17 protein-coding genes, 1 tRNA gene and 1 other RNA gene are annotated in these 20390 nt (G+C 39.0%); 16 read left to right on the forward strand and 3 right to left on the reverse strand.

Annotated elements, in window-relative coordinates; translation table 11 throughout:
* Positions 1 to 139 precede the first annotated feature (139 nt).
* From IQ226_RS17070 to queF, 5 genes are all read left to right on the forward strand, one after another.
* Positions 140 to 1381 (forward strand): lipopolysaccharide assembly protein LapB, encoded by a 1242-nt coding sequence (locus IQ226_RS17070; protein ID WP_193897214.1) that lies wholly within the window; start codon positions 140 to 142, stop codon positions 1379 to 1381.
* 825 nt (positions 1382 to 2206) lie between these two features.
* An RNA gene (ffs, locus tag IQ226_RS17075) (signal recognition particle sRNA small type) lies at positions 2207 to 2303 on the forward strand.
* A 25-nt stretch (positions 2304 to 2328) separates the two neighbouring features.
* A complete protein-coding gene (locus IQ226_RS17080) occupies positions 2329 to 2730 on the forward strand; it encodes a phasin family protein (protein WP_193897216.1) in 402 nt (133 codons plus the stop codon).
* Between the two features lie 164 nt (positions 2731 to 2894).
* Positions 2895 to 3317 (forward strand): hypothetical protein, encoded by a 423-nt coding sequence (locus IQ226_RS17085; RefSeq protein WP_193897218.1) that lies wholly within the window; start codon positions 2895 to 2897, stop codon positions 3315 to 3317.
* 141 nt (positions 3318 to 3458) lie between these two features.
* Entirely contained in the window at positions 3459 to 3872 is a 414-nt protein-coding gene (gene queF, locus IQ226_RS17090) for a preQ(1) synthase (protein WP_193897220.1), read from the forward strand.
* A gap of 40 nt (positions 3873 to 3912) precedes the next feature.
* On the opposite strand, the gene IQ226_RS17095 is transcribed toward queF, so the two are convergent.
* A complete protein-coding gene (locus IQ226_RS17095; protein ID WP_193897246.1) occupies positions 3913 to 4986 on the reverse strand; it encodes a glycosyltransferase family 4 protein in 1074 nt (357 codons plus the stop codon).
* A 477-nt stretch (positions 4987 to 5463) separates the two neighbouring features.
* On the opposite strand from IQ226_RS17095, the gene IQ226_RS17100 reads away from it, so the two are divergent.
* Positions 5464 to 6207: an ABC transporter permease gene (locus IQ226_RS17100; RefSeq protein ID WP_228039517.1), complete on the forward strand. Its 744-nt coding sequence runs from the start codon at positions 5464 to 5466 to the stop codon at positions 6205 to 6207.
* A 280-nt stretch (positions 6208 to 6487) separates the two neighbouring features.
* Here IQ226_RS17100 and rpe read toward each other — a convergent pair whose 3' ends face one another.
* The gene (rpe, locus tag IQ226_RS17105) at positions 6488 to 7195 is read right to left on the reverse strand and encodes a ribulose-phosphate 3-epimerase (protein ID WP_193897224.1); all 708 of its coding nucleotides are present in this window, start codon (positions 7193 to 7195) and stop codon (positions 6488 to 6490) included.
* Between the two features lie 255 nt (positions 7196 to 7450).
* On the opposite strand from rpe, the gene IQ226_RS17110 reads away from it, so the two are divergent.
* Positions 7451 to 9031: a S8 family serine peptidase gene (locus IQ226_RS17110; RefSeq protein ID WP_193897226.1), complete on the forward strand. Its 1581-nt coding sequence runs from the start codon at positions 7451 to 7453 to the stop codon at positions 9029 to 9031.
* A gap of 414 nt (positions 9032 to 9445) precedes the next feature.
* On the opposite strand, the gene acsF is transcribed toward IQ226_RS17110, so the two are convergent.
* Positions 9446 to 10522, reverse strand: coding sequence for a magnesium-protoporphyrin IX monomethyl ester (oxidative) cyclase (gene acsF, locus IQ226_RS17115; RefSeq protein ID WP_193897228.1), 1077 nt, complete (start codon positions 10520 to 10522; stop codon positions 9446 to 9448).
* 541 nt (positions 10523 to 11063) lie between these two features.
* On the opposite strand from acsF, the gene IQ226_RS17120 reads away from it, so the two are divergent.
* The 9 genes from IQ226_RS17120 to IQ226_RS17160 all read left to right on the forward strand — a co-directional run bounded on the left by IQ226_RS17120 (position 11064) and on the right by IQ226_RS17160 (position 20327).
* Positions 11064 to 11933, forward strand: a complete 870-nt coding sequence (locus tag IQ226_RS17120) for an Npun_R2479 family HD domain-containing metalloprotein (RefSeq protein ID WP_193897230.1) — start codon at positions 11064 to 11066, stop codon at positions 11931 to 11933.
* A gap of 38 nt (positions 11934 to 11971) precedes the next feature.
* Complete coding sequence (locus tag IQ226_RS17125) at positions 11972 to 13414, forward strand: TM0106 family RecB-like putative nuclease (RefSeq protein ID WP_193897232.1); 1443 nt, start codon at positions 11972 to 11974, stop codon at positions 13412 to 13414.
* A 72-nt stretch (positions 13415 to 13486) separates the two neighbouring features.
* Positions 13487 to 14665 carry an esterase-like activity of phytase family protein gene (locus IQ226_RS17130; RefSeq protein ID WP_193897234.1) on the forward strand — a complete coding sequence of 393 codons (1179 nt, stop codon included), beginning with the start codon at positions 13487 to 13489 and terminating at the stop codon, positions 14663 to 14665.
* A 62-nt stretch (positions 14666 to 14727) separates the two neighbouring features.
* Positions 14728 to 16200, forward strand: coding sequence for a serine/threonine-protein kinase (locus IQ226_RS17135; RefSeq protein ID WP_193897236.1), 1473 nt, complete (start codon positions 14728 to 14730; stop codon positions 16198 to 16200).
* A gap of 460 nt (positions 16201 to 16660) precedes the next feature.
* Positions 16661 to 16734 (forward strand) — tRNA-Asp (locus IQ226_RS17140).
* A gap of 99 nt (positions 16735 to 16833) precedes the next feature.
* Positions 16834 to 18276 (forward strand): glutamate--tRNA ligase, encoded by a 1443-nt coding sequence (gene gltX, locus IQ226_RS17145; protein ID WP_193897238.1) that lies wholly within the window; start codon positions 16834 to 16836, stop codon positions 18274 to 18276.
* A 130-nt stretch (positions 18277 to 18406) separates the two neighbouring features.
* Positions 18407 to 18895: a hypothetical protein gene (locus IQ226_RS17150; protein ID WP_193897240.1), complete on the forward strand. Its 489-nt coding sequence runs from the start codon at positions 18407 to 18409 to the stop codon at positions 18893 to 18895.
* Between the two features lie 384 nt (positions 18896 to 19279).
* Entirely contained in the window at positions 19280 to 19939 is a 660-nt protein-coding gene (locus IQ226_RS17155; RefSeq protein WP_193897242.1) for a MotA/TolQ/ExbB proton channel family protein, read from the forward strand.
* Positions 19923 to 20327, forward strand: a complete 405-nt coding sequence (locus tag IQ226_RS17160; RefSeq protein ID WP_193897244.1) for a biopolymer transporter ExbD — start codon at positions 19923 to 19925, stop codon at positions 20325 to 20327. The genes IQ226_RS17155 and IQ226_RS17160 overlap by 17 nt, the downstream gene beginning before the upstream one ends.
* Positions 20328 to 20390 lie beyond the last annotated feature (63 nt).

Raw genomic sequence — 20390 nt, forward strand, 5'->3', positions numbered from 1 at the left:
TAAAATGCCCAAAACCCATACCTCATATTTGGTTGATCCTGTCAATGCGTAAGTCCTAGATATTTGCTTATAGCCTAAATTAAGTCATCCCATGACCTGCAATGCTGCGTTCAATTAGTGTAATCAAGGTAAACTCACCATGCTACAGCGTTTTATTTTTATCGTTACCACTATTATTGTGTGGCATTTGTGTATTTTTAGCACCCTTGCTCAGGAAAAAAAAGTTGAAGATCTAGATAAGTTTCCCCCCAACCCCCTAGAAATGATTTTACCTGATCCACTGTTACCAAATTTACCAGATAAACGCCAATTAACATTAACAGAATTGCAAAAACTAAGGACAGACTTAGATGGGTTAAATCAAGAGGCACAGGTGACACTACAAAGAGGAGACAGAAAGAAAGCCTTTGAGGTTTGGAATCGTGAACTACGATTAAGACGTTATTTAGGTACATTGGCTGAGATAGAAGCGTTAGCACGGGTGGGAGAAATCGCCTGGAATCAAAATGAACAGGACGAGGTGCGATATATTAGTCAGCGATTACAATTAATTCAAAAGGAGATAGGACAACAAAAAAGTACGGATTTACAATTATGGCAACTCCTGGGTAAAGCTTATCAAAAAATCCGTCTTCCTAAATTGGGAATATCGGCTTATGAACAGGTTTTAACATTAGTTAAACAACAACAGGATTCATCTGGAGAAATAGAGACTTTAAAGAATATTGGAGAATTATATTTAAGTTGGTTTGATTATAACCAAGCTGCCAATACTTACCAAAAATTATTAAATTTGGCAGTTAATCAGGGTGATAAAACTAATGAATTGGGATATTTACAACAATTAGCTTATATCTATGGGCGAGGAAAACAACCCCAAGCAGCAATAGATATATTAAATAAATTAGTCATTCTTTATACTCTTAACCAAAATCTCAGTGAAATTCCCCCTTTAAAATTAGCCATAGCAGTAAATTATGAATATCTAGCCCAGAAAAATCCCACATTAAAACAACAGGCTTTCGATAATTATCAAGCAGCTTATACTACAGCATGGCAATTAGAGCAATATGCTAGGGCTGGAGAAGCACTAGAGAAATTAATTGCTTTTTATCGTTCACAAAAACAAGTAGATGCGGCTTTAGAAACTAGCCAAATTCTTCTAGAAACACAAACATTAGCTAACAATTTTTATGGTTTAATGTCAGCCTATGACCAAATTGGTAACTTATATATAGAACGGCGAGAATATAACCAAGCATTAACAGCATTTCAGAAGGGATTAGCAATAGCACAACAACTTAAACATCAAGAATCATACTTTAATCAACAAATTGAAAAGTTAAAAACTGAGATAAAAATGTCAAAAATATCCAGATAAATAAAAAAGTCCGCGCAAGCGGACTCTAGATATTGGATAAGGTTAAGTTGTCACCAAGAGAGCCTACAAGATGTTAGACTTATTTGTATTTTTACGAATTAATTTAAGAAAATCAAGTGGTTTGATCTGAAAGTTAGGACATAATTTCTATATTTATGTCTGAGAAAAAGGGGATGTATTGATAATGATTGCTACAGATGAATGTCTCCCGTTGCTTGAAGAGGTGGTAAATCTGGGAAATTGCGGACATAACTCAGATTGTTTTGTCTAGGATTTTCTCCTTAACGGGTGACAAGAGGGTTGAAGATGAAATGTGGCAATAATTTGAGAAAATAAGGTGGTAAAAAATAGGGGCAAGAAAGCCTCCAAAACAACTAAGTGGTAACACAATCTGTTTTAGGACTTACGCATTGACAGGATCAACCAAATATGAGGTATGGGTTTTGGGTATTTTAACGTGATTTTTTGATTATTTTTGAGCGATGGCGAAGCGCTGCTGCAAGCAGTTCGCTATTGAACAGAAGTTAATCGCCTAAAGCCTGAAACGACGGATTTTCGTTCATTCACATCATGGTTAATTTGTATAGTGCGTAAGTCCTATGTTTCCTGATTGATTTGGAAACTCTCCAGGAAGTAACTGCGGAGATAAGGCGATCGCTTGTAGTGTAGTTTACTGAGGGGCGGGGAATAATATCCCTCGGCTCAATCCGATAGTATTGGCTAATCCCTTGGTACAGAAGGATTGTGTCAGTTATCAACTCTGTGAATGGAGAATTGTTGTGGAATAATCTACAAATTTTGAATTTTCGTGTTATGATGATGGGAGACCTGGATCTATGCAACTTCAACGCCCAAATCTTGTCAGGACCGGAAGGTAGCAGCAATAAGGGATGCTTGTAGTAGGCGTAGTCTCCGGGTCGCCTTATTTGTAGGAGCTTTCAGGAGCAATGCCTGGTTTTGGAGATATTGTACAAAAAGCTTTTTATCTCGGCGTTGGGTTAGCCTCTTATGCTGGCGAAAAAGCTGGGGGGAAGTTAGCCGAACTGCGATCGCACTTTCAAAAATTGGCAGATGAAATGGTAGCCAAAGGTGAGATGAACACAGAAGAAGCTCGCCGCTTTGTCGAGGATATGATGAAGCAAGCCCAGCAGCAATCAACATCTGGACAAACGCCTGAAAAAACAGCCCCTTCTGAACCTCGTCGAATTGAAATTTTAGAGGTTGACGAAGAACCAACAGTGAAAGAGACGACAAAAGAAAATAAAGAAAATGGCGATAATGTAGATAAACTACGCAATCAAGTGCTAGAACTACAGGAAGAGTTAAAACGGCTGCAACGTGAACCGTAAAAAACAGTTTCTTACTTTGGGTGTCAGAAACATTTAATTCTTTTAATCTCGAAAAATGACGCTGTACCCAAGATGGTTTGAGTTGTAATTACCAACCGTAAACTCCATAGCTTCCAGTCAAGCGGTCTGAAGCGTCATGTTTTTAGCCTTTTAGAGTATAAGTTATGGAACAGTGGCAAAAAGACTTAATAGGCATGATTGAAGCCGTGACTGATGAAGTAGGGCAGTTCTTCCTAGAAATAAATGATATGGTAGACGCTTTTTTTGAGATTACGGAAGAGATTACTGAAGAAGTACAAAACGCATTGGTGGCTGATATTGATACCTTCGCTACTTTGCACGAACAGTTTTTACAGGACTTGACCGAACCATTTTTGGAAATTTATTGGGAATTAGGGGATATTTCCGAAGATATAGATCCTGGTTTTCCATACACAGTAGAAGCTACACTCGAAAAAAATGCTGCTTGTATTGGTTGTGGTCACTATCACGGACAAGTTTACAGTGGTAATTTGCTAGTCTGTGCTATGCACCCTCATGGTTGGGATGATGAAAGTTGTCCAGACTGGGAAAAAGAAATTGAGTAAGTGTTCAAAGTTGCTGGCGATGATAAATCGCTACTACACAAGCAAAGTCCACCTGCGTGGACTAACTTAAAATTAAGTTTTAAATGTTAAAAACTGTTAAGTTAATAATTGTGAACCTCTGCATTTCTTTTTATTAACATAATGAGTAACTTTGCACCTGAAACTGTATCTCCAGCAACTCCAGAAAAATATGGTGAACGCGAAATTGCGGAAGGGAAATTAATTACATTTCCTAACCCCCGCATTGGGCGACGCTATGATATCAATATTACTTTACCAGAATTTACTTGTAAATGTCCTTTTTCCGGTTATCCTGACTTTGCGACTATTTATATTACATACATTCCCGATGAAAAGGTAGTAGAGTTGAAGGCGCTCAAGCTTTATATTAACAGCTACCGCGATCGCTATATCTCCCATGAAGAAACAGCCAATCAAATTTTAGATGATGTTGTTGCAGCTTGTGATCCTTTAGCAATCACTGTGAAAACAGATTTTACCCCTCGCGGGAATGTGCATACAGTTGTTGAAGTCAGACATCAAAAAGGGGTTTAAGGTAGGAGTGGGGAAACTGGGTGGGGAAACCCCACCCCTACTAAGTAACTAAAACATTGCGGGAAAAACCATTTTGTTGAGCTAATTTTTCGGCAATTAGCTGGCGATAAACTGCTTCATAACCATCAGTCATCTGCTGAACACTGAAATTTTTGTCCACATATTGACGACAAGCGTAACGATTTAAGTTACTGATTTTGTCCAAGGAATTAATACATTCTGCCACATTATTACAAAGAAAACCTGTTTCACCATCCACAATCACTTCCTCTGCTGAACCCATTCGCATGGCAATTACAGGTGTCCCTGATGCCATTGATTCTACCATAACTAATCCAAAAGGTTCTCGCCAAGTAATGGGGAATAAAGTTGCATAAGCACCCCCCATAAGGGCATTTTTTTGCAGATGATTGGCTTCACCTAAATATTCAATTTGTTTACCATCAATATGTGGTTTAATTTTTTGGTCAAAATATTCCAAGTCTACTAAATCTACCTTACCTGCTATTTTTAACTTCCAACCAGTTTTTTTAGCGATTTCAATTGCTAAATGCGGTCCTTTTTCTGGAGACATTCTCCCCAAAAAAGCTAAATAAGATGGTTCATTTGGTTGGGGATAAAATTCATAACTACTAACATCAATGCCATTATAAACAGTGTCTACATAGTTTAATCCTAGCCGGGGTTCTTTTTGAGAATTAGAAATACTAATATAAGGCTGTTTTTTGCCATATTTAAAGATTTTTTCATTATCTGAAGTAAAAATTCCATGTAAAGTGTGAACTGTAGGAGTTTTGACTAAATTGGCATAAACTAGCGCTCCTAGTCCTACATGAGAATGGATGATATCAAAATTTTCTGCTTGTTCATAAACTGAAGCTAATAGCAACATTTCATAAATAGCTGGCTCTTTAATCGTAGGATCTAGCCTTAAAGCCTGGGGATGAACTGATACTAATTTAGCTAGACTTAAAGAATCTCCTGATGCAAATAATGTCACTTCATGTCCTCGACGGACTAATTCATCAGTTAATAACCCCACTACCAATTCTATGCCACCATAAGCTGGTGGGGGTACTCTCTCCCACTGTGGGGAAACCTGAGCAATTTTCATCATCAATCTCCTAAAACATTAGATTCCTATTTCCAGTTAGTTGAAAATAAATTGCACAACTAATACAGAAATAGCTAAAGATAGAAAAATCGCCCTCCTCTATGATACTACTAAATCTTATGCTTTTTATTTGATATCTTTTGTCTACCCTGGGTAGGGTAAATATATGCTACTTAAGAAATATATTAGACAAAATAATTAGTTAAATTTTAGATTTTTTAACTTGACTAAACACGAAAAATAAGTATAATAGAACTAGGTTAGAATTGAAAATCGTCGTTATAGCAAGGCAAGGGGCCAGAGTGAAGAGAGTTTGGGCGATTTTACTTTTCTTTACACAGATTGGTTTTATTGTGTTCACCTACCTACTAAGATAATCAAATATTTGCATTATTAAGCAAGATGAATATATACAAACAAATAAATAAACCGCGTGTTTCATGGCAAGTGGTTTTTGCACTAGTCATATTTGTGTTTATGTACCTACCAATCCTGGTACTGGCTTTTTATAGTTTTAATCAGTCACCTTACAGTGGTACATGGCAAGGTTTCACCCTAGAATGGTACGGAAAATTATTGAATGACGACCGGATTTTATCGGGGTTATATAATAGTTTGGTGGTAGCCTTTTGTGCTGTGGGGGTTTCTGCTGTTATGGGAACATTAATGTCCGTGGGGTTGGCACGTTATGACTTTCCTGGTAAGAAATTATATCAGGGAATTGCTTATTTACCGTTATTAATTCCTGATATTGCGATCGCTGTTTCTACCCTAGTATGTTTAGCAGCCTTTGCTATTCCTTTGAGTCTATGGACTATTATCGCCGCCCATATCGTATTTTGTCTATCCTATGTTGGTTTGGTAGTGTCTGCGCGGATGAATAATATTAATCCCCATTTGGAAGAAGCAGCTTTAGATTTAGGTGCGACACCAACACAAGCTTTTATTTTAGTTTTATTACCTCAATTAATGCCAGGAATTATTTCTGGGTGTTTATTGGCTTTTGTATTGAGTTTGGATGATTTTTTAATTGCTAGTTTTACTGCGGGAAGTGGTACTAATACCTTACCAATGGAAATATTTAGCCGCATTAGAACCGGAGTTAAACCGGATATTAATGCTTTAAGTGTAATGTTAATTTCTATGACTGCAATTGTCGCTTTGATAGGGGAATTAATTCGGATTGTGGGAGAAAAGTCACATCTGCAGAATATGGGTTAGGACTTACGCATTGACAGGATCAACCAAATATGAGGTATGGGTTTTGGGTATTTTAACGTGATTTTTTGATTATTTTTGAGCGATGGCGAAGCGCTGCTGCAAGCAGTTCGCTATTGAACAGAAGTTAATCGCCTAAAGCCTGAAACGACGGATTTTCGTTCATTCACATCATGGTTAATTTGTATAGTGCGTAAGTCCTATGGGTTACAAAAAATAAAATAAATCCCCGACTTCTCAAAGAAATCGAGGATCTAAGTTTTACTTAATCACAAGTATTAAATTAAACAGCAGCTAATTCTGGAGTCGGACGCTTACTGTTACGGATATTGGTAATCGCCTCAGCATAATCAGGAGCATTAAACACAGCCGAACCCGCTACAATAGCATTAGCACCGGCTTCCAAAACCTGCCAAGTATTATTAGCTTTTAGTCCCCCGTCAACCTCAATCCAAGGATCTAAACCGCGTTCATCGCACATTTGACGCAACTTGCGGATTTTAGGAATTACGCTAGGAATAAAGCTTTGACCACCGAAACCGGGGTTAACGCTCATAATTAGCACTAAATCGCACAATTCTAGGACATATTCAATTAACTCTAAAGGTGTACCCGGATTGAGTACAACTCCAGCTTTCTTACCGAGTTCTCTAATTTGTCCGAGGGTGCGGTGTAGGTGAGGAGAAGCGTTGTGTTCTGCGTGGACAGAAATAATATCAGCACCAGCTTTAGCAAAACCTTCTACATACTTTTCTGGTTCCACAATCATCAAGTGGACATCCAGTGGTTTGGTTGTAACTGGACGAATCGCCTCCACAATCAGAGGACCTATTGTAATATTAGGGACAAAACGTCCATCCATTACATCAACGTGAATCCAATCTGCTCCCGCTTTGTCTACGGCGCGAATATCGTCACCCAGCCGGCTAAAATCTGCTGATAGGATAGAAGGAGCGATAACTATAGGCTTTTGAGATGAATTTTGGGTCATGGCTAGTGGGTTTTAAGCGTCTTCGTCTGTAAGTATCGTAACAAAATATGGATAAATTCTTAAAAATTAATTCAAAATTCAAATTTTCCAGAAAACTGCTCTCTGATGAGTTACGGACAAATTACGGAATAACTAAGCTACAGAGTACAGAGACAATGTAGAAATGATTCCTTGTCACCTGTCACCTGTCCCCGTGTCGTAGCACCTGTAACCTGTCACCTGTCACCTGTAACCTGTCACCTGTTCCCTCAAAATATGAATAAACATTGGCTAATTTTTTGGAGTTTAGGTTTTTCCTGCTTGACTGTACCCGTCTTTGCTGGTGTCAAGGGTGCAAATTTTTTAGGTGCTAACGGTATTGATGCACTGAAACTACATCAAGCTCCTTATAATTTGACTGGGCGAAAAATTGCCATTGGTCAAGTAGAAATTGGTCGTCCGGGGATGTTTGGCTGGGATAAAGCCGTATCTAAAAATCGGGCTGTATCTCCATTTGCAGTTTTTTTACGCAATGTCCCGGCTAAGTCGAATGTTGGTGTTGATTCTCATGCCTATAATGTTTCTGGTGTAATGGTAAGTCAAGATAAGGCTTTTCCTGGTGTCGCACCAAACGCCAGACTGTATTCTTCTGCTGTCGGATCTACAAAAAAAATTGGCCAACCGGAGGAGTGTTTATCGGCACAGCATATTGCTTTACAAAATGGTGCTGATGTGCGGGCGATTAATTTTAGTTTTGGTGAACCTCTGGAACGTGATCCCCGACCAGAAGCTATGTTAGATGGTAATGCTTTACTAACATTATGTATTGACTGGTCTAGTCGTGTTCATGATGTTGTCTATTCCATTGCTGGCAATCAAGGTAAAGGCGGGATTCCCATTCCTACAGATAATTTTAACGCAATTAATGTGGCTTTTTCTTCAGAACGCGAGGGAATTTTTAATAAAGTTCACGTTTCTAACTTGGCGAGTATTAACCAAGGTATAGAAAATCGTTTAGCAGGGAAGGAGTTTAATATTGGTGGGAGAAGTGGAATTAGTTTGGTTGCTCCTGGGACTAATATTCCTTTACTTAATCTTGATGGTAAGTTAAATAAATCTACAGGTACGAGTTTTGCTGCACCACAGGTTACTGCTACTGTAGCATTATTACAGGAATTCGTGGATAGACAGTTACGAACTAAACAAGCAAATTGGACTATTGATGCTCGTCGTCATCAAGTCATGAAAGCAATATTACTCAATTCTGCAGACAAGATTCAAGATAGTGGTGATGGTTTACGGTTGGGAATGACGAGGACTTTAATTGATAAACAAAATCAAGATTGGTTAGCAACGGACGCTGATAAAAATCCCAAAATTCCCCTAGATGCTCAAATGGGAGCAGGTCATTTAAATGCTTTTCGAGCTTATCAACAATTGAATGGTGGTGAATGGAAGCCTGATGCACCAGTTCCGTCTATTGGTTGGAATTATGGTGCTGTTAATGCTAATTCTTCTAGAGAATATACTTTGGAAAAGGGTTTGAAACAAAATAGTTTCGTGGCTATTACTTTAAGTTGGGATCGTTTGGTGGAATTGGATGATAAAGACAAGAACCAGCAATATGATATAGGGGAAACATTTATAGATAAAGGATTAAATAATCTTGATGTTTATTTGGTGAGAAATAATGAACTTGTTGTTTGTGATTCTGTAAGTGAGGTTGATAGTGTTGAACATATTTTTTGTTCAGTTCCTGCTAATGGTAATTATAAGATTCGGGTGCAATTTAAAAAGCAGGTTAATGAAGCTATTCAACCTTATGCTTTGGCTTGGTGGACTGTCGGAGAAAAGTGATAGATACAGCAAAATTCAGCAGATTATCGTTTAATTTGTTGAGGAAAGCCAGGAACATAAAAATTTTGGGGATTTTTAGGGACCAATTTCGGGGTTTTTAGCCTAAGTAGGGTTTGCTGATAGCGTAGCGTGGCGTTAGCCATATAAAGCTAAAACCGTTTATTAATAAAGGTTTCGCTGATTTTTATCACAAGAAAGTGCAAGGTTTTGACAAATGGAGTCTCAAAATTGGTGTATTTTTCTGGGTGGGATTTAGAAAATTGAGGATATCCAGATAGTTGAAACTGTCAATCACCTATCACCTGTCACCTCCCCTCACAGACAACTTTTTCAGCAAACCCTACTTATCTTCTTATAAAAAAAGTGGTTTTGTCCAAGACAAAACCACCTCCTCAAGCAAAAATTCAACTCAAATTAACGAGCTTGTCCGTGAGCAGAAGCCGCATCAATAGGCTTCATTAGATACAATTGTAATAGCTGCCAACCATGGGATACATAGATTGGGAATTTTTGGAAGAATTGCAAGAATTTGGGAGTATTAGAGCTAGAAATTGCTGCCAATTTTTCGTTATTTTGGACGCAAACATCTAAACGCTGATAAAACACTGGGTTCTCAACATCCAAAATCACTGGGAAGACTCTACCGGCGGTTTCATTGGTCTTCTTGATGACATGAATATCATACTCTCGTGCATCCAATCCCAAGGAAGCATAAAAATCCTTGCGTTGAATATCATTGAGATACATAGTTGCAAATACTGACAACAGGAAGAAGCGACTCCAGAGTTTCGCTCTCCAGTCGTTCAACATTTGTGGCTGCGCTCTCATAACCGCATCAAAGAAATCACCGTGACGGTTTTCATCCTGACACCAGTTTTCAAAGAAACGGAAAATTGGATAAATCTGATCTTCAGGATGGGATTCTAAATGACGATAAATGGTGATATAACGCCAATAACCAATTTTTTCAGATAAATAGGTTGCGTAGAAGATGAATTTGGGCTTAAAGAAGGTATAACTACGGCTTTTTGTCAAAAACCCTAAATCTAAGGAAAGATTAAAGTCTGACATGGCTTTGTTTAAGAACCCAGCGTGACGGGCTTCATCCCGTGACATCAGGTTAAAGCCTTCAGCTAAGAGAGGACTTTTATCCTTTAAGCGGCGACCGAGTTCTTTGTATAACAAGAAACCGGAAAACTCCGCTGTACAAGAACGTTCGAGAAATTCAACGAACAGTTTGCGAGTTTCCCCGTCAATATGCTCCCAGGATTGTTCAAACTGAGCATCCCGAACAAAGTGGTGGCGGTTGTAGTCAATGCGGAATTCTGCCACAATAGCTGCTAGTTCCTCTTCATTGATGGAAAGATCCATCCGCGCCATTTCATCGAAATCGGTTGTGTAAAACCTTGGTGTTAAAAGGGTTTCCTTCGCCGGGGACTTAACTCCAAAACGGATTTCGTCAGAGCTTGGTTTTCTGAGGGATTCTACCATGTTTTGATTTGCTCTTTTATCTTTCTTTTCTTGATGACACCAGAAAGCCGATTCTTATGCTTTCACAAGGTGTAGCAGACAACAATTATGATTTTGTATGAAATTCAGTGTAGCAATATCTAGCCCAAAAATGAGCAGATAAATGATTAAGAGTTGCAAAAATCCACAAAAACCGATTTACACTTTAATTTTGCTGCCAATCGGGATTATAGATTTAACGTGAGTTCGGAGTTTCTCCTTCGGAGACGCTACGCGAACGGAGTTATGATTTTTTCAACGAGATCATAAGGGCTTGAGACTCCTACGTGGGGTGAGTTTTCCACAAATTATCCTTATGTCGAACTCACGTAGGTTTAATGCCGCTCTGGGGGAGCAAAACGTTAAATTAGCCAAAACCGAGGAAAATCATGTAAACTGGGAAAATAATTGTTTGTCAGTTGTAAACATTTCCCTTTCTACAGTGTCAATCAACAATACCTTGCCATAACAACAATTTTCAACGCTAACCTACTTATATTAAAATATAGTTTGAGAACTCCGTATGTTCAATACCACTGAAATTATAATTAATGCTTTTGTTAGTCAAGTCCGGGAAGGATACCAACGGACTTACGGTGGGTTAAACACGAATTATCAAGACATTATTGCTTGGGCTGGTAATATGGCGTTGGAAAATATCGCCAACAGCGATGCTTTATACCATAATGTTGAACATTCTGTACTGGTTACTCTGGTAGGACAGGAAATTTTGCGGGGTAAACATATCCGTGAGGGTGGGGTTTCCTGCGAGGATTGGCTGCATTGCATTATTTCCCTGCTCTGTCATGATATTGGTTATGTCAAAGGTGTTTGTCGCCAAGATCAGGAATCTGAGGGTTTATACGCTACCGGTCAGGGTGGTGACATGATTTCCCTGCCTGTTGGTGCTTCCGATGCCAGTCTTACTCACTATCATGTGGATAGATCTAAACAATTTATTGATGAACGTTTTGGTGGACATCCATTGATTGATGCTGAAGTAATTAAAAGTAATATTGAATTGACTAGATTTCCCGTACCTGCGCTAGATGATCATCACGATGCCCATAGTTTTGCTAGTTTAGTCCGTGCGGCAGATTTAATTGGTCAGTTAAGTGACCCACGTTATTTGAAAAAAATCACTAGTTTATACTATGAGTTTGAAGAAACAGGCGTAACGAAGATTTTGGGATATCAAAATCCTGGAGATTTACGGAAAAACTACGCCAAGTTTTATTGGAATAGTGTTTACCCTTATATTACAGATGGTCTACGTTATCTATCCTTGACTCAACAAGGAAAACAAGTTATTGCCAATCTTTACTCTAATGTGTTTGTGATTGAACATGAAAAACCAGAATTACAGTATTTGGCTGAACAATTTAATTCTTAATTGTCCTGTAATTTCTAAATTATTGTTAGCTTAAAAGGATGTTAATTAATGCTCAACTTTTACTACAGTTTCAACGTTGTCAGCGGCGACCTTTTTTAGATGTTTATGGTGATTATCTTCAGCGGGAGATTACCAACGAGTTAATGTTGAAGGTGCAACAGGACAAAAATCTTCATCATCAGCGGATAGTCAGAAAGTTAAGTTATTACGAACCGGATTATGTTGCGGGTGATTGGCAAGGGGGAGCAGCATCAACTCTAGAATTGATGCAGCAAGGGGTGAGTTATATTCGTCGTGGGGTAATATTAACTACCTATCGTCAAGGATATACTTTGCTGAGTCGCCCGGATTTGCTTGTGAAACAGCCGGGGAAATCCCGTTTCGGCAATTGGAATTATGTCCCGGTTAATATTGAATTGGGTAAACGTCCTAAGCAGGAATATCAGGTAGTTATTGCTTTTCACGCCCAAGTTTTAGCTACGGTTCAGGATGTGGTGTTGAGGAAAGCTGGGCTGATATTGCGAGATAAAGATAAAACTTATGTGGTGGATTTAGATAAATGGACACCACAAATGTTGGATATTTTAGGGGCATATATTCAAGTTATTGAGTCGGTGGAAGCGCCAGAGATTTTTATTTCTCGGCAGAAATGTAATCTTTGTCCCTGGTATAATTATTGTTATGAGAAAGCGAGATCTCAAGATCACCTTTCTCTGTTGCCAGGTGTAACACCGATTCGCTATACTCAACTGCAAAATCTGGACATTACAACTTTAGCAGCACTGGCACAGACCCATCGTAGCACCTTAGAAAACTTAACAGGATTTGATAGTCATGTGGCGGCTAAATTAGTTGTTCAAGCCCAATCTGTATTCACTAAACAACCCTTAATTCTTGCTGATTCCTTTTCTTTAGAATATTTGACTTTTACAGCCCCGATTGAACTTTATTTTGATATTGAAGCCCAGCCAGATTTAAATTTAAATTATCTGTTAGGTGTTTTAGTTGTGGATAGAGTTGCTAATACTGAAAAGTTTTATGCTTTTTTGGCGGAAGAACCAGAACAAGAACCACTAATTTGGCAGCAATTTCTGAATTTAGTGAATCAATATCCCCAAGCACCAATTTATCATTTTTGTGCTTATGAAGTAGATACAGTCAAACGCCTGGGAAAACTTTATCGCACACCTCATACTCAAATTCATCCTCTCCTGAATCGGTTTATTGATATCTATGAACAATTAATTCAAAGTGTGGCTTTACCTATAGATAGTTATGCGTTGAAAACCATTGCCCGTTGGGTGGGGTTTGAATGGCGTGAACAAGAAGCCAATGGTGCTAAATGTATTTACTGGTATGATAAGTGGTTAGAAACAGGCGATCGCACTTTATTAGAACTCATCCAAGACTACAATGAAGATGACTGTCGCGCCACCCGTACCGTCAAAGATTGGCTAGTCAGTTTTTTCACAAGTACATAAAACTTAAAACTTCCTTCTTCTTCCTAATTTCTACCTGGGCGCAGGCCCTGCGCCCCTACCTCCTATTATTCTATGTTGCATCTTCCAAAACTTGGGAAACTATCCCTAATTCTCATCTTTACCATTCCACTAATTCTGATTAGTTTGCTGTTTAATAATTTTGCTTCTGCTTCTTTCGTAATCACCGGCATAGAATTTATTGGTCAAGCCACCTTACCCACAGGTTTAACTTTCCAAAAAACCGAATTTGGCGGTTTATCGGGAATAACCTACGATGCCAAAAATAACTTGTACTATGCAATATCTGATGACAGAGGGCAAAAAGTACCACCTCGGTTTTATACTTTAACAATTGATCTGAGTCGAGGTAAATTAACTAATAACGATGTTGTTCCCGTAGGTGTAACGAACTTATTAGATAATAATCAACCATTCCTCCCCAATACTACTGATACAGAAGGAATTGCCCTCACTAATCAAGATACTATATTTGTTTCCTCCGAAGGTGACGTAGACAGACTCATCAATCCCTTCATTAAAGAATTTGCACTCGCTTCTGGACAAACAATTAATACCCTATCCATACCAGATAAATTTTTGCCAGATTCTCAAAAGCAAAAAGGTATTCGCAACAACTTAGCCTTTGAAAGTCTCACCATTACACCGAATCAAAAACTTCTCTTTACAGCCACCGAAAACGCCTTAATTCAAGATGGGACAGCAACCCAATCGGGTGTTGGTACTTCTTGCCGCATTTTGCAGTATAACCTCTTAACCCAGCAGCCAGAACAGGAATTTCTCTACCAAACACAACCAGTGACACCCTTGTTTAATCCTACAGGTAAATTTGCCAGCGGCTTACCTGATTTACTAGCGATTGATAACGCAGGAAACTTTCTCAGTATAGAAAGAAGTTTCACGGGTTTGGGATTTACAGTGTTGCTGTTTCAAGTTTCCCTAAATAACGCTACAGACATCCATAACATAGACAGCATTACTAAAATTGACCTCGATAAAATCCAGCCAGCAGCAAAAAAACTTCTCTTAGATTTACGAACTTTAGATGTATCATTAGATAATATTGAGGGATTAACCTTAGGTGCAAAACTCCCCGACGGACAACCATCACTAATTTTAATCAGCGATAATAATTTTAACAGACTACAACAAACCCAAATTTTAGCCTTTAAGCTGAAAATTGAATCTCCACTAACTAAATTATTACGCCGCTTCAGAATACCCAACTTTTAAAAATAAGTAGGTTAGCATTGCCATTTAAAGTGAATCCCATCTTGACTGTAGAGGTTATTAACGTGAATAATAGTCCATACCTGCCTCCACAAAATCAGGAGTTGGTAGCCAACCGTTATCAAATTAAAACATTAATTGAAAGAGGTGGCATGGGTGAGGTATTTTTAGCAGAAGATATGCTGCTAGGAGGAACACCAGTAGCCATTAAGTTTTTATCTCAAACTGTTATTGATACTCAAAGACAAGAAAGCTTTAACCGTGAAGCCCTTCTCAGTGCAGCTTTAAGCCAAAAAAGTGTTCATATTGTTCATGCTTATGATTATGGTGTAACGAGTAATGGCAACCCATATTATGTCATGGAATATTTATCTGGACAAAGTTTGAAGGAATTAATTCCTCTGTCTGTCCCAGGTTTTCTCAATCTATCTCGGCAAATTTGTTTAGGCTTAAAATGCGCTCATCAAGGTGTCAATATTGACGGAAAAATTCAGCCATTAGTGCATAGAGATATTAAACCAGCTAATATTATTGTCACTCCAGATCCCATCTTAGGTAAATTAGTGAAAATATTGGATTTTGGCATTGCTAAATTTCTCAATAGTACAGAATCAATGACTAACAGTGAAGAATTTTACGGAACTTTGCCATACTGTTCTCCTGAACAATTGGACGGTGGAGATATAGATAGTCGTTCGGATATTTATAGCTTAGGTGTAGTCATGTTTGAAATGTTGACAGGGGAAAAACCTTGGCAACCACCAGCGGAAGGATTTGGGGCTTGGTATCAAGTACATTTATTTGAATCGCCAAAACACATATCAGAGATAAAACCCAGTCTCCAAGTCCCAAAGCAACTTAATGATCTAATTATTAATTGTTTAGCTAAAAAGCCAGATCAACGTCCCCAAAATATGATGGAAATTCTCCGGATTTTGGATGAAATAGAACAATCTTTAGACGAAGCATCTTTAACTTCAGGTTTGGGAAATTCTGAATTATCTAAACCGAAAATAATACTTGATCAACAATTTACTTGGCCTCAAAATAAACCAATTCAAAAAATTGTTTTTCCTCAACTCATTAGTGACAAAAAAGTATCTACAGCTTCTTTATGGATAATGTTGCCAGAATTAGAAATTCAAAATTATGCCTATACTACACGCTACACTCGATTTATTTTTATTACACATCCCCATCCGATGTTGTTATGGATAACACTACTTTACGACCATGACCTTACCCCTAAGTGGCTACCATGTTACTTGGATATGCAAAATTCCCAAAATCTCAAATTGGTGTGGTCATTGGCGGAAAATGAGTCCTATTCCTTACTTTTCTTTACCTTGGAACCTTCACATTGCTGCACTAATATGTTCAGTATTAGTATTTCTCCCTTACAAACACAAAATCTCAAAAATTGGGTGCAACAAAGTCAGAGTATGAAAGCTTCTACAAATTCCGGTATAAGTAAAGACTTGTTAAAGCAGCAATATAGACAAATTCAATTAGAAATATTAAAGCATTTACAATCATAGATATACTAAGCACGGGTGAGATTTAAACCCACCCAGGTACGTGAGTTCGGAGTTCGGAGTTTCTCCTTCGGAGACGCTACGCGAAGGGAGTTATGATTTTTTCAACGAGATCATAAGGGCTTGAGACTCCTAAGTGGGGTGAGTTTTCCACAAATTATCGTTATGGCGAACTCAGGTACGCAGGTGGGTTTTGTCTGTGTAGATGCGGTTTCTAACCGCCCGTTTAACTTTACCCCTAGGTTGAGAATCAAACAATCAAGCCGTTTTGAGTATAAAGGAAATTGCGTCCGTGCGTCAGCATAGAGGAAATCTATTTTTGGTGAAATTATCCGGTCTGACGCACCCTACAAGGAATGGATTTTGTTGCTAAATTACCTTTGAAAAAAAAATTTCTCAAACTACTTGACAAATATAAAAAGACTGGGCATAATAGTGAGAGTGCAAGTTAAGCAAAACCCAAGGGACTGTAGTTCAATTGGTTAGAGCACCGCCCTGTCACGGCGGAAGTTGCGGGTTCGAGCCCCGTCAGTCCCGTTATCAAATACTGAATATAAGATAAAGAGTTGATCAAGGAAACTCGGAGGTTTTAATTTCAGTATGTGTAATCATGATTTGTAAAAGAGAGAATTAACTGTGACTGTCAGAGTTCGCATAGCTCCGAGTCCTACCGGAAATCTGCATATTGGTACAGCGAGAACGGCTGTATTTAACTATTTGTTTGCTCGTCACCATGATGGCAAGTTTATTTTAAGAATCGAAGATACTGATTTAGAGCGATCGCGTCCAGAATACACAGATAATATTCTGGATGGACTACGCTGGCTAGGATTGAATTGGGATGAAGGGCCATTTTTTCAATCTCAACGCCTCCATCTTTACCAAGAAGCCGTTCAAAAATTACTAGACCAAGGATTGGCTTACCGGTGCTACACCACATCAGAAGAGTTAGATGCTTTGAGAGAAGGGCAAAAAGCCAGAGGGGAAGCACCCCGCTATGATAACCGTCACCGTCACCTTACCCCAGAACAAAGGGCTGAGTTTGAAGCTCAAGGACGTTCTTCTGTGATTCGTTTCCAAATCACCGACAGCCGAGAAATTGTCTGGAATGATTTAGTCCGGGGAAAAATGAGTTGGCGTGGTAGCGATTTGGGTGGTGATATGGTGATTGCTCGCGCCGCTAGTGATGGTACTGGTCAACCACTATATAATTTTGTGGTGGTTGTGGATGACATTGATATGCAAATTACTCATGTCATTCGTGGTGAAGACCATATCGCCAATACTGCTAAACAGATTTTGTTGTATGAAGCTTTAGGGGCGAAGATTCCCGAATTTGCCCATACACCTTTGATTTTGAATCAGGAAGGGCGGAAACTATCGAAACGGGATGGAGTAACTTCCATTTGCGACTTTCAGAATATGGGATTTACGGCGGCAGGTTTAGTCAATTATATGACTTTGCTGGGCTGGTCGCCAGCGGATTCTACGCAAGAAATTTTCAATTTAGAATCAGCAGCTAAGGATTTTGGCTTTGAGCGGGTGAATAAAGCTGGTGCTAAGTTTGACTGGGATAAATTGGATTGGTTGAATAGCCAATATCTCCATAATATGCCAGTTGATAAGCTGACAGATTTAGTTATTCCCTTCTGGTCAAAAGCTGGGTTTCAATTTACTGGGGGGAGAGAACGTCCTTGGTTAGAACAGCTAGTGGGGTTAATTGCTGCTAGTTTGACTCGGTTGGTGGATGCTGTGGACATGACCAAGGTATTTTTTACTGAGGGAGTAGAATTGACTGAGGAAGGCAGTCAACAACTACAACAAGAGGGTGTGAAGACTGTACTCCAAGCAATGATCACAGCTTTAGAAAGTCAGCCGGCGTTATCAGCGGATATTGCCCAAGATATTATTAAGCAGGTCGTGAAATCAGAAAAGGTGAAAAAAGGCTTAGTCATGCGATCGCTCAGAGCCGCATTAACTGGGGATGTACATGGACCAGATTTAATTCAGTCTTGGCTACTACTTAATCAGATTGGTTTAGATAAATCCCGCTTAAATCAAGCAATTAACAACAATTAATTTCCGGGTATTAGGTCAGAATTTTCTGGAACTTTAAATTCTCCCGGCGGTACTCAAGTCTTTTATCTAAAGGAACTTGAGACCGTAAATTCATGTCTCCCAAGGTATTTAGCACTCTTCTATAATTGCAATGTCAAAAACAGCTTTTCCTACAGGAATCATAGTTGTACTCTGCATTACAGCCGGATTTAACCCAGTCGCTAATGCTGAAACAGCCGCGCCGATTTTTGGAGATGTGACTATTCAACATCCATTTTCTCCAGACCCCTTGACAGTCAGGGGAATGAGTGGTGGTTCAGTACCAGGAAGCAAAATAGCAGGAAAAGTAGAAACAAAACCAACTGGCCCCTGTCAAGGATTTATGGATCAAACTCCAGACCATATTTTGAAACTGACGAGTAAATTTGAATACCTAAAATTAGTTATTGACAGTCCTAGTCCTAATGATACAACCATGATTATTAAAGGACCCGGTGGAACTTGGTGCAATGATGACTTTGACGGTAAAAACCCTGGTATTGTTGGGGAATGGCTACCAGGTACGTATCAAATCTGGATTGGTTCTTACAAGGACAATGAATCTCTACCTTATACATTGAAAATTACGGAGGGTAAGTAGGGCTAGAAGTATGGCTAACGCCACGCTGCGCTATCAGGAGTTCAGGAGGAAAAAGGGTTTTAGCTAATGAGGGCGATCGCCTATAGTATCTACCTGAGTTCACGTGAGTTCGGATTTAGGAGTTCGGAGTTTCTTCTTCGGAGACGCTACGCGAACGGAGTTATGATTTTTTCAACGAGATCATAAGGGCTTGAGACTCTTACGTGGGGTGAGTTTTCCACAAATTATCGTTATGTCGAACTCACGTGAGTTAGACCTAGGAGAATAACTTACAAGTCTTGACTGAAAAGAGTTTCAGGATTAAAGGATTTACAAGATGTAGTAGAAAATTAATGCTACAAAAATCTGTTAATCTAGCTGTGTCAAGAATTAGCAAAACAGTCAATGGAAATTACTAACTTATTCAAAGCTGGTGGCGTAGTGATGTGGCCACTGCTATTTTTTTCCGTTTTAGGAATTGCTCTCATTCTAGAACGGATTACCTTTTGGATAGGAATTAGCGGTCGTCAAAATCGCGTAGTCAAGCAGGTGTTAAATGCTTATCGTCAAGGTGATGTAGTTACCTCTTTAAACATCTTACATAAAAATACTGATTTACCGATCGCCCGCATCTTTTTAGCGGCTTTAGAATTGGAAGAAGCCAACCCAGAAGAATTTCGCTTGGCCTTGGAAAGTGAGGCACAGGCAGAAATCCCCTTATTAAAAAGGTTTCAAAACATTTTTGATACAATTATTGGTTTAGCCCCCTTACTAGGATTGCTAGGGACAGTTTTGGGGTTAATTACTTCCTTTGCATCGTTAGATATTGGTGATGTGGGGGGGACAAAAACCGCCGGTGTTACCTCTGGGATTAGTGAAGCTTTGGTATCTACAGCATCGGGATTAGTTGTAGCTATTATTACTTTATTTTTTGCCAATAGTTTTCGCGGTCTGTATTTGCGGCAAATTGCTTGGATTCAAGAATATGGTGGTCAGCTAGAATTACTGTATCGTCGTCATTATGAAAGAGGGGAGGGAGATAAATCCTATGCGTCTACCAGATGAACCGGAAATTCCAGCCCAGATTAATATTGTGCCGATGATTGATGTCATCTTTGCTATTTTGACATTTTTCATTATGTCCACTTTATTTTTACATCGTTCTGAAGGCTTGCCAGTCAATTTACCTAAAGCCGCCACAGCCAAAGCCCAATCATCAGCCGCACCAATTACTGTTACTGTAGATTCAGTAGGGGATTTGAGTTTAAATCGCCAGCCAGTCACTCTTGAGACTTTACCAGTAAAAGTACAGGAATTAATGGATAAAAATACGGAAGTAGTAGTTATTATCAATGCTGATCAAAGTGCTAGTCATGGTCAAGTGGTGATGGTTATGGATCGGGTACGGCAGGTAAAAGGGGCAAAATTAGCGATCGCCACCCAAACACCTTAGAAGAATGAAGAATGAAGAATGAAGAATGAAATTTCTCCCCAACTCCCCCTACTTCCCCTACTT

Source organism: Dolichospermum sp. LEGE 00240, from assembly GCF_015207875.1.
Taxonomy (GTDB): domain Bacteria; phylum Cyanobacteriota; class Cyanobacteriia; order Cyanobacteriales; family Nostocaceae; genus Dolichospermum; species Dolichospermum gracile.